Annotated in this window: 9 protein-coding genes; all 9 read right to left on the reverse strand. The window is 32.8% G+C overall.

The annotated features are described in order from the left end of the window. Positions 1–7: 7 nt before the first annotated feature. The 9 genes from GQR95_RS04755 to GQR95_RS04795 all read right to left on the reverse strand — a co-directional run bounded on the left by GQR95_RS04755 (position 8) and on the right by GQR95_RS04795 (position 11,450). Positions 8–1,366, reverse strand: a complete 1,359-nt coding sequence (locus GQR95_RS04755; RefSeq protein ID WP_233266003.1) for an undecaprenyl-phosphate glucose phosphotransferase — start codon at positions 1,364–1,366, stop codon at positions 8–10. Between the two features lie 236 nt (positions 1,367–1,602). Further along, on the reverse strand, positions 1,603–2,463 hold the full coding sequence (locus GQR95_RS04760) for a CPBP family intramembrane glutamic endopeptidase (protein WP_159022073.1): 861 nt from the start codon (positions 2,461–2,463) through the stop codon (positions 1,603–1,605). 235 nt (positions 2,464–2,698) lie between these two features. Then, positions 2,699–3,634, reverse strand: coding sequence for a threonine/serine dehydratase (locus tag GQR95_RS04765; protein ID WP_159022074.1), 936 nt, complete (start codon positions 3,632–3,634; stop codon positions 2,699–2,701). 12 nt (positions 3,635–3,646) lie between these two features. Beyond that, complete coding sequence (locus tag GQR95_RS04770) at positions 3,647–4,132, reverse strand: asparaginase domain-containing protein (RefSeq protein WP_159022075.1); 486 nt, start codon at positions 4,130–4,132, stop codon at positions 3,647–3,649. A 218-nt stretch (positions 4,133–4,350) separates the two neighbouring features. After that, positions 4,351–4,902: a RidA family protein gene (locus tag GQR95_RS04775; RefSeq protein ID WP_233266004.1), complete on the reverse strand. Its 552-nt coding sequence runs from the start codon at positions 4,900–4,902 to the stop codon at positions 4,351–4,353. Between the two features lie 49 nt (positions 4,903–4,951). Continuing rightward, positions 4,952–6,961: an amidohydrolase family protein gene (locus tag GQR95_RS04780; protein ID WP_159022076.1), complete on the reverse strand. Its 2,010-nt coding sequence runs from the start codon at positions 6,959–6,961 to the stop codon at positions 4,952–4,954. An 82-nt stretch (positions 6,962–7,043) separates the two neighbouring features. Then, positions 7,044–8,165, reverse strand: coding sequence for a VCBS repeat-containing protein (locus GQR95_RS04785; protein ID WP_233266005.1), 1,122 nt, complete (start codon positions 8,163–8,165; stop codon positions 7,044–7,046). A gap of 104 nt (positions 8,166–8,269) precedes the next feature. Then, entirely contained in the window at positions 8,270–10,177 is a 1,908-nt protein-coding gene (locus GQR95_RS04790; protein WP_159022077.1) for an amidohydrolase family protein, read from the reverse strand. Between the two features lie 142 nt (positions 10,178–10,319). Then, positions 10,320–11,450 (reverse strand): dipeptidase, encoded by a 1,131-nt coding sequence (locus tag GQR95_RS04795; protein WP_159022078.1) that lies wholly within the window; start codon positions 11,448–11,450, stop codon positions 10,320–10,322. Between the last annotated feature and the right edge of the window lie 42 nt (positions 11,451–11,492).

The raw sequence follows: 11,492 nt of genomic DNA on the forward strand, positions 1-11,492 counted from the left end.
AATCTAATTAATAGGCTTTATCTTCTCCTTTTAAGGCGTTTAACATAGTCTGAAAAATAATTTTAATATCTAAAAGTATCGACCAATTTTCAATATAAAAAATATCGTATTTTACCCGATTTATAATATCCTTATCTGTTTCAACCTCACCTCTAAATCCGCTTACTTGCGCTAAACCAGTAATTCCAGGTTTTACAAAATGGCGCACCATAAATTTATCTATACGTTTAGCATACATGTGTGTATGACTTACCATGTGCGGTCTTGGACCAACTACAGACATATCTCCGAAAAACACATTATAAAACTGTGGCAACTCGTCTATACTTGTTTTTCTAATAAATTTTCCAACCTTAGTAACTCGTAAATCTCCTTTAGTGGCCTGATACATATTTGCTTTTGTATTAGGCGTCATAGATCTAAATTTATAACACTGAAATTCTTTATAATTAAATCCGTTTCTGGATTGTTTAAAAAACACAGGACCTTTAGATTCTAACTTAATAATAATTGCCAAAATAGGTGTTAACCAAGATAGAATAAAAACAATAATAAGAACAGAAAAAGCGATATCGAAAAGACGTTTAAAAAACAGATTTACATCTTCCTGCAAAGGAATATTTCTAAGTGAAAGAATAGGAATAAAATCGTAATATTCGTACTTTAATTTTTTAGTATAGATCTCTTTATTATCTGGTAAAAATTTTAAAATCTTTAAGTTATTATCTGCAAAGCTAACTACTTGTAAAATCTGATTATTAGACAACTCTGCAATCGAACAATAAATCTCATCTATCTTATTTACTTTTATAAAGTGGAAACACGCTTCTAAAGCAACCTGATTTTTATCTTTTAAACTAAACACTTTTTTAAGAGAATACCCGTATTCAGGATTTTTTGTAAAGAATGTACTTAACGCACTAGTTTGTCTGCTTCTACCAATAATTACAGTATTTCTTACGTTTCCGCCAAACGAAGCACGATACTTTTGAAGTAAATAAAATATAGTAAATTTTGCTAGCGTAATAAGCCCAAAAACAGACCCGACATAACTTAAAACAATACTCGTTTTTATATTTAAATGATGTCTGAAACCAAAATAAGCAAAGACAATTAATGTAAAAAGTACAGCTTGCTTAAGCAGCAAAGACATAATGGTGACTTCTCTTGTAAAACGATAAACTTCGTAAAAATTAGAATACAACGACAGAATAATCCAAATGGAAGACACTAATGATATATACAAAAGCGGATGAACTATAGGAAAAAAGAACATTAAGGCTAATCCATTTATTATAGACAAATCTATGGCATACGAAATCGGCCTTAAATAACCAGAATATCTACCTTGCTTAAATGTACCCACTTATATATATTTAATTTTCAAATACTTAATAATAATAAAAAAATAACCTCTTAAATGCTTCAAAATATTGAATGTGCAAAAATAACAAAGTATGGCGGTATATATAAAATGAAACGGATTTATTATTAGATATTAGTTATGAGAATATATTTACAATAGTCCTGTTTTTACTCAAGACGAAACCTAGCATATAACAATTTAAAAAAACTAATATCAATAAGATTAACCATTTAAAATCACACTAATATTTCGGATTTTGTCTTTTTCTTATTATAAAATATACCAATACCAATTATTGTTATGATTTGTGCTAAAATGGATAAATATGATCCTTCAAACCCGAAAGCAGCTCCATTAAATTTATTAGGATCTATTATTTTAAATTCAACTAAAGAATAAGCATCCAATCCGCTCACATTAAAACCTAAAAGTGATTGAAACAAATTCCAACTTAAATGTAAAGCTATAGGAAACCACAAATTCTTAGTATAGAGATATGATAATCCCAAAAGAATACCTGCTAAAAACAAATTTACAACTGCAAATAAATCGATATTTGGATTACCTAAATGCATTGCTGCAAACAAAATAGAGGATACAATTAACGCTACATATTTATTAAAAGAATACATTAAATTTCGCAATATATAACCACGTAAAAGTGTTTCTTCTACTACAGCAACTATTATAAAAAGTAATATAGTGACTAGAATTTCTTGAAGGTCGAAATTTATTTTAACAAAAAATATTTCGTTTAAGGACACTAGAATTCCATAACCTAAAACCATAATAACCAAACCAACAGCAAGACCAATTAGAACATCGTTTAATCTATTTTTTGTTTGAAAACCAAGATTAACAAAAGGCTCATTATCTAATTTCTTCATAAAAAACCAAAGCAACAAAAAGGTACCAACCAAATCAAACGATTTAATAATTAAGTGTTGCATTGAAGTTTGCTGAAAATCACGATCCATAATATCTATTCCTGCAATAAGTGCACCTGCAACCTGAAACAACCCTACAACTAAAAAATAGGGCAGAATAAGTATTAATACTCTTGTCCACGCTCCTTTTTTCAATCCTTCTTTGTCCATGCTTTGTCTATCTATATTTTCTGTAAAGGTAAAATTTTGAAAAAGAATACCGTTGCGGTTTTTCCGTAAACAAGAAACTTAATAAAATTGTTTATACCTATAAATAGATTTACAGGCTTAACTATTTTAAGCCATTATAAGCCACAAAAAAAGGGGATATAGCAGCTAAAAACCATATCCCCGTAACAAAATAACCAACTATCAAAATTCGTTAGAATCTTTATTTCCTTCTATATTAGAAAGGCAAATGACTTAAATCTACATTTCCTCCAGAAATAATAATTCCTATTTTTTTATCTTTAAATGTTTCTTTTTCTTTTAAAAACGCAGCTAAAGCAACTGCAGAAGATGGCTCTGAAACGATTTTAAGACGCTCCCAAATAAGCTTCATTGCTGCTACAATTTCTGCTTCGGTTACTCGAGTAATCTTTTCTACATGCTTCTGAATAATTGGAAAATTAATATTTCCCAATTGCGTTTTAAGACCGTCTGCTATAGTATTTGCAGATGTATTAGATTCAATTACACCACTTTTTAATGATCTGTAAGCATCATCTACTTCAAAGGGTTCGCCTCCAATAACTTTACATGTTTCAGAAAAGTAATGCGCGGCTAATGCTGTACCTGCAATTAAACCACCACCACCTACAGGCGTAAACACATAATCTAAATCTGGTACCTCTTCTAAAAGCTCCATACAAGCTGTACCTTGGCCTAGAATAACATCTAAATCGTTAGACGGATGAATAAATGTAACACCTTCTTTTTCTTGAATTGCTTTTGCAGTAGATGCTCTTGCTTCTAGAGTTGGCTCACATTCAATAACAATTCCGCCATAACCTTTAACGGCTTCTTTTTTTACACCTGGAGCAGAAGACGGCATAACAATAAATGCTTTTACACCTAAACTCTTTGCTGATAAAGCCAATGCTTGCGCAAAATTACCAGAAGAATGTGTAACAACACCTTTGCTTTTTTGTACTTCAGAAAGATTCATAATTGCATGAGTTGCACCACGCATTTTAAAGGCTCCCATTTTCTGAAAATTTTCGCATTTAAAAAACAAATGCACACCAGCAATACCATCAATTAATTGAGATGTTAAAACCGGAGTTTTATGAATAAAAGGCGCAATGTCTTTATGAACTTGTATTAATTCTTCTTTTCCCATGATTTTAAACCTTTAATAATACTGACCTGTTTCTAGATTTCTTTTAATTTCTGATCCTTTTTTTACAAGGCCATGCATCGCGATATAAACACCAGATTCCACTAAACTAGCTGTTGCCATTGCTGCTCCTAATTGTATTGGCGCATCAGAATTAGAGAAACGCTCTGGAAGCATAGCTCCCGTAATTACAATAAGTTTATTATTAACATGTGCTTCTAGATATTTAGCGGTTTCAATCATGGTGTCTGTACCATGAGTCACAATAAATTTGTGTTCTGGATGTGCGTTAATTAGCGTTGCTAAATGTGCTCTATCATTGTCTGTAATTTCTAAACTATCTTTCTGGCAAGCAGTAACAATTTCATATTCAAAAGAAGGATTTAATTTCTCTAAAATTCTAATTGCAGCAGGTTCTCCAAACTCGAATGCCCAACCTTTTGTGGTGTGCGGATATTCTTTATCTATTGTGCCTCCTGTTTGAATAAATATTAGTTTCATTTTAATTCTTTTAATTACAAAACAACTCGTTTTATCACTTCAAATTTAGGTTTTATTTTATAGTTATAGTTTCTAAATACACTAGAACAATTACTTTATAATTTAGAAAAACTAGCCTCACTTCCTCTATAAAAAGATTTACTATTTTATTGCTAGCATCTTCTTTCGAAAATCTGTAAGGCATTTAATTATTCAATTGTGTTTGTATAAATTAAAGCTTACTCATAAACCTCAACAACCAATTCAATTTCAACAGCCTGAGCACGTGGCAAAGACGCCACACCAATAGCTGCACGAGCGTGTTTCCCTTTTTCGCCAAAAACATCGACCATTAAATCTGAAAACCCATTAATAACTTTTGGTTGATCTAAAAAGTTAGGATCTGAATTTACCAAACCTAAAACCTTTACAATACGTTTTACTTTATTTAAATCGCCAAGCATATCTTTTAAGACTGCTAATTGATTAATTGCGGCCAATCTTGCTGCACCATAACCTTGATCTATAGTAATATCCTGACCTAATTTTCCTGTAATTTCTGTACCATCTACACGTTTAGGCCCTTTTCCTGCTAAGAAAATAAGATTCCCAGTTCGTACACCGTTTACATAATTAGCAACAGGTTTTGGAGGCTCTGGAAGCACAATATTTAAAGCTTCTAATTTTGCTTCTGGATTATAATCTTTTTCAGGAGTCTCTACGGCCTCTTGTTTTGCACAACTGGCCATTACCATCGCTACAAAAAATATACTTAGAATTTTACGCATCATTTTAATTTTTAATTTCTTTTATGTTTTATAATTTTTTCTATCGTAATTATTACTCTCTTGGCTTAAAGTCTGCCGCTTCCCATAATGGATTACTCTTGTAATAATTTCCATTTGTAAGTACCGCAGAAACCGTTCTTATGTTAGAAATATCTAACAAAGGGTTTTTATCTAAAATAGCAATATCACCTTCTTTACCAACTTCTAAAGTTCCTGTTTGCTTATCTAATCCCATCGCTTTTGCAGGAATAATAGTAGCACATTTTAAAGCTTCTAAAGGTGTCATTCCACCGTATTTTTGATACGTTTCAAGCTCTAAATACAAACCAAAAACAGGTACAATATTATCTGTTCCGGCTACTATAGGAACTCCTGCTTTATGAAATTGACCAAGAATACCCATCGCTTTTATATAATCTGCTTTTGCAGCTTTTGCACGTTTTGGAGATAAACCTGTTCTAAATCTTTTACCTTCAAATAACTCGTAAGCCATTCTATCTGCATCTGGCTCGATACTCTCAAGAACATCTCCTTTTGGCATTGCTCTAGCAACATCTAAAGCGATTGTTACATCTAAAACCGTTTTATGTTCTAAAAGAAAAGCTGTAGCTTCATCAATCTGCTCTTGACTAATATCATTATTTAAGATATAATTACTTCCTAAATCTTGTACTTTCTGTCCTGGAAATAACACTGTTAATATTCTAGAACGGTGACTTAACATATCCATTCCTGCTTCAATAGCACCACGTGCATTACCAATTGCATTTGGTACGTGACCTGTAATTGTCATCCCGCGTTTATGTCCTTCTTCTGCTAACACTTTCGTTAATTCTGGCGTTACAGATGAATAAATTTTTATTTGCTTATAGCCGTTAGATGAATATAAATCTGCAACTTTTTTTGCTTCTTCAACAGTTCGCGCTCTTACAACTCCATTTCCTTGTATTCCTGCTCCATCAGTCATTCCTGCTAATAAAAGATCTGGACCTAAAGCGCCTTCAGCAATTGCATCTCTAAACGATGTAGCGAACTCAAGTTCATTACCATTATCTCGAAATGTTGTTACACCACCTGCTAAATATGCTGGTGCCCATTGTACTTGGTTAGAATGCGCATGCATATCCCAAAGTCCTGGTATTAATGTTTTTCCTGTTACATCTATAACTTCTGCTCCATCAGGGATTTCTACTTCTGAACGTTTTCCTATTTGCGAGATATGGCCATCTGTAATAATTAACGTCATATCTTCTTGTGCAGCATCAGTAAGACCATCTACAAGGTTTCCTCCGACTAAAGCTTTTACTTTTGCTTGAGTTCCTTTTAAATCTTTTGTATATTTTGCTAAAGCAGACATTTCTTCTTCAACATTTCCTTGAACAAAAAGTGGTTTTGCTTCTTCGTATCCCTTTTTAATATATTCTCTAATTTGAGTATTCGCTTTAACTAAGGCAACTAAATTCTGAGACTCATCTACCCAAACAGTTCTTCCTCCCCAGTTTATACCTTCTACAACATATCTATCTAAAGGCACTTTTTTACCTTTAATTGTTGCAGTGTCTTTTTTAATAAAATTCATAGACACTTCCCCTCTTGGTAAAATTGGAATACTTCCTGTTCCGCCTTGTTTAAAATAATAATGATACAACATCATTTCTACTCCAGCAGGAATATTACTATGCACAGGAAAAAACTCTGAGTTTTTAACCTTTACAAAATCTCTGTTTTTTTCCCAAACAGAAACACTATCTCCTGTTCTTTTTACTTCTAAATTAACAATAGTATCGTTACCTTTTATACGTCTGTTAACATAGAAAGAAGGCTCTAAATTCATGTCTAAATGCAATTCTGCCTCTACTCCTGTAACTCTACCTCTTTCATTTTCACCTTGAAGCGATTTAACAATAATAGAATCTTTTGTTGATGAGATTGAATAACTTTCTTCTCCAATTAAAGACTGCCTTCTGTACACCAAAAAGGTCCCTTCATCTTTAATATTTTCCCATTTTGAGGGCGCGGTTGAACATCCTGTAACTAAAAGCAACACTCCTAATTTTAGCAAGTGGCTTGTTTTGTTAAACTTAAATTTGTTATATATCATTGTGAATTCTTTAAAATATTATAATTGTAATTTGGAATTAAAATCAAGGAAATTTAGGGGTGAATTTATTGAAGTAGAAAAGGTTTAATTCGTCTGAATTACTTTCAATAATGTCTAGTTTTTTATCTCCGTTTAAATCGGAAGTTAAAATATCGTAGGTACTAAAATCTTGATCGTTTAATTGATTTTTTTTCCAAGAAGAAGTATCTCCTGAATTAATAAACACATTGTTTGGAGCTCCTACATTACCTATAATAATATCTGTACTACCATCGCCGTTTAAATCACCAATAGACAAAGAATACGATTTATCTGAACTCTCGTCGAATACAATTTTACGCTCGTATGTTCCCTTTTTATTTCCAAAGTAAATCACGTTAGGCTCGCCTATATTTGCAGTAATAATATCTTTGTAACCATCTTTATCCATATCAGTAACAGCTACAGATCTTGTAACATCGTTACCTGTTCCGTAAGGTATTTTTTTACTAAAATTTAGTTTCCCGTCGTTTAAGTAAACATAGTTTGGTTGGTCATCTCTGTTGGCTAAAATTAAATCTAAATTACCATCGCCATTCATATCGGCAACCTCAACATCTATAGTAGAATCTTTTTTGTTTCCAAAACCAATAACCTCTGTAAAAACACCATGTCCGTTATTTAAACACATCTCGTTTTCACTTCCTCTATTTGTAATTAGAATATCTAAATCGCCATCACTATCTATATCTGCAACAACAATATTTCTTGTATGCCCATATTTTGCGCCAAAACGATCTCCTTTTGTAAAGTTTCCAGCACCATCGTTTATAAAGATATAATTGGGAGCCATATCGTTTCCTACAGCAATATCTAAATCGCCGTCGCCATCAAAATCGGCAAGTTCTGTAGAATAACTTGTTTCTTGTTCTGTTCCTAAACTTTTAGAAACGGTAAAAATTCCGCGACCATTATTTACAAAGATCTTATTCTGGCCTGGCCAATGCCTACCATTTGCAACTATAATATCTATATCGCCATCGTTATCGATATCGCCAATTCCCATAGAAGCTGTGCGTTCTTTATGAATACCTAGAATTGTTCTACTATTATTAAAAAAACTTGATTCTTGAGCTTGAGCGGAAAGCATACAACTTGAAAAAAGAGCAAAGAAAATGTACTTCATAATTTACCTATTAATTAGTTTAAGTCTACTATTATAATAAGTAACTAGGTGTCTTTTTATAGACACATTTTTAGCACTGAAATTTTATTTCTTTAAAAATAAGATTATTTAAAGTACTTAATCCCCATAGCTTCATAGAGCGCTTTGGCGTAAAATAGGTTTCCACCTTTCATGGTCCATTCTACGTTACCTATATCGTTAATATCTTCTAGAGGGTTTCCATCAATTAAAATAAGATCTGCTTTTTTGCCCACTTCAATAGAACCATATAAATCTGAAACACCAGTCATTTCTGCAGATTTTATTGTTGCCATCTTTAAAACTTCTGATGTAGGAATTCCTGCTTGAACATACAATTCTAGTTCTCTATGATATAAAAAGCCAGGAAGTCCGTCTGTTCCAGGAACCACTTCTATACCTTTCTTATACAAATCGAAAACAACATCTAGCATCTTTTGAAAGCTACCTTTATAACGCGCTACTTTGTCTCCAGATTTTGGTAATCCGCCACTATAATAATCGCGCTGATTAAGTAATGGCAATCGCTCTATAATTTTAGCATACGTTGGACTTGCTTCTCCTTTTACAGATACAAACATGTTCTCGAAAATAGCAACTGTTGGATCTATACGTATATCTTTTGTTTTTAAAAGCTGAACGAAATCTAAATATTCTTTAGACTCTAAATCTATATCTACGCCGTGGTATGCAGACATAGTATGTCTTAATGGTGTTCTAGTATCTATGGTATCTGACATGAAGTTAAGGAATACCATATTCATATGCTGAATCTCGTTATACCCCTGATTAATGGCTTGTGTTGCCGTCATAAAAGCAGGAATATGCCCGCTAACTCGCATGCCTAACTCGTGAGCCCTTTTTGTTAAAGGCACCACCCATTCTGGACGAATAGAACTGTATAATTTTATTTGTTCGTAGCCCAAATCTTTATAATCTTGTATTTCGGCTAAGCCTTCTTCTAAACTGCTTACTACATTTCGCTGATTGGCGTAAGGACCGTCTCCATCTATAATACCACAAAATGTAACTATACGCGGACCTATAATTTCATTAGACGTAAACTGGTTGTTCAAACCTTTTAATTGCTTATTATTAGCCATATCTCTAACAGATGTTACACCGCCGGCAATATGCAACATCCCTCTAAATTTGGTGTTGTGTGTATGCATATCGAACATTCCTGGCAATAGTGTTTTTCCGTTACCGTTAATAACTTTTACATCTTTACTTATACTATTTTTGTTGGTAGGATTTATAGATTTAATTACATCCCCATCAACACATACATCTTGATTTTTTAAGACTACACCTTGGGCTGTAAAAACATTCACATTTTTAATAACAACCTGATCTAGTTTATGCGTTAATTCTTTAGCGACACGAGCTAAATATTTGTCTTCAAGAGTGTCTTGAACACCTTTCATTTCTAAACGAAATGCTTTTAAATCTGTTCTAACCACGTGTAAATTTCCAGATATTTTAGCAACCATGTCGTTACCAATCATCCATAAATAAGTAGGATTCATATCGAGTCCTTTTATCATTAATAAATTTACGTCTGTCTTGTTAGAAAGTGTTAAAGGCGTATTACTAATAAGTTCTACTTCGCCTTTTGGGTATAATGTTACTTTTTTATTTTCTGAAGTCATTAAAAGTTTAGCAAGGACTTCGTAAATGGCAGGAGAGCCATCGTATCTAAAATAAAGGGCGTCTCCATAGAAGTCGCCCTTGTTTTCACCCTTTGGATTTAACCAAGTGGCTTTATTATTTTCACTTTTAAAAAATTCGTGTATAGAATCTTTTAAATAATTCACACCAGTAACAGATTGAGATGTAATATAGCCTTTTGAATTAAACATTAAGTCTTCTTCAAATTCTGGACCACGACCGCGATCTGTATACGTGTAATAATAGTGTGAACTGGTGTCACTCGTATTCCTTTTTTCATATTTACCGGCTAACCCTTCTCTAAAAACAACATCGTAAACCATCTTTTCTGACGTTTTATTATCAGTTTTTAATGATTTTTTACAGCTGTTTGTTACTATTAGAATAAAGAAAAGAGCGCATATATATTTCATACTTAAAGGAATGCATTAGGGGATAATACTTGAGTTTTTTGTTATCTGTAAATTAAGATTTTAAAGTATCTTTATAATAGCGCAGCCAATTAAGACCTAATATTTTTTCAATATCGCCTGTACTGTATCCTCTTTTATCTAAAATTTTAGCAACTTGTAAATAACGATCTGGTTGGTCTAGCTCAGGAATCCATGGCGGCCATTGTACTTTATACGACGGTTTAAAACGTGTTAACCTTGGCACATACCAGTTTTCTCTAGTTGCTCCTGTTGCTTCTAAACCTTGAATAGCAAAATCTGCAGCAACACCAACATGATCTATTCCTGCTATTTTAACAGCATGATCTATATGGTCTACATAAGTTTCTAGTGTCGTTTTAGTTCCTAATTCCGGACCTATCATATACCCTAAACATATAATTCCTATAACACCACCTTTGTCTGCCATAGCTTTAATTTGCTCGTCTGTTTTAGCTCTTGGATGATCTTTATACAAAGCTTCGCACATAGAATGATTAAAACATGCTCCAGATTTACTAAATTTAATTCCGTCGTTTGTGGTTTGGCGTCCGCAGTGCGATAAATCAACAATAATTCCAAGCTCGTTCATACGATCTAAAGCTTCAAGTCCGAAATCAGACAATCCGCAATCTGTACGCTCAGTACTACCGTCTCCTAACAAATTTCTTTGATTGTAGGTTAACTGAATCCAGCGTGTTCCAGCATCGTACAATGTATCTAGATTTTTTATAGATTTCTCCATCATTGTGGCATTCTGAAATCCATATAAAACGGCTGTTTTATTTTCTTCTTTTGCACGAATAAAATCGTCTGCAGTTGTTGCTTTAATAAATACATCTGGATTCGTTTTAATACGATTATCCCAATCTGTCATATCATTTAAAGCCAATTTTAAATTCCTAGAAGTTAAAGATGCACTAAAGCCTGTATATCCAGATTTCGCTAAAGCTTTAAAAGAGTCTTCTCCCCAATCTCTTGGTATGATAAGACCATCTACAACCATTGCTTTTTTGTAAAGTTCTTCAATCTTACTGTCCTTAAGATTTGTAAGTAAACTGTTCGATATATTTTGATTAGAATCTATATTTACAGACTCTAACATCGAAGTAAGCGCACTTACTGTCTGACCAGGAAAAAGCGCACCCAATGACCCTAACGACAATAGTTTAATTAATTTTCTACGGTTTTGTTCCAAAATATTATA

The sequence above is a fragment of the Formosa sp. L2A11 genome, assembly GCF_009796865.1.
GTDB lineage: Bacteria > Bacteroidota > Bacteroidia > Flavobacteriales > Flavobacteriaceae > Formosa.

Coding starts and splice junctions, on each gene's coding strand:
- GQR95_RS04760 (WP_159022073.1), bottom strand. CDS start 2,463: ATGGACAAAGAAGGATTGAAAAAAGGAGCGTGGACAAGAGTATTAATA.
- GQR95_RS04765 (WP_159022074.1), bottom strand. CDS start 3,634: ATGGGAAAAGAAGAATTAATACAAGTTCATAAAGACATTGCGCCTTTT.
- GQR95_RS04770 (WP_159022075.1), bottom strand. CDS start 4,132: ATGAAACTAATATTTATTCAAACAGGAGGCACAATAGATAAAGAATAT.
- GQR95_RS04775 (WP_233266004.1), bottom strand. CDS start 4,902: ATGATGCGTAAAATTCTAAGTATATTTTTTGTAGCGATGGTAATGGCC.
- GQR95_RS04785 (WP_233266005.1), bottom strand. CDS start 8,165: ATGAAGTACATTTTCTTTGCTCTTTTTTCAAGTTGTATGCTTTCCGCT.
- GQR95_RS04790 (WP_159022077.1), bottom strand. CDS start 10,177: ATGGTTTACGATGTTGTTTTTAGAGAAGGGTTAGCCGGTAAATATGAA.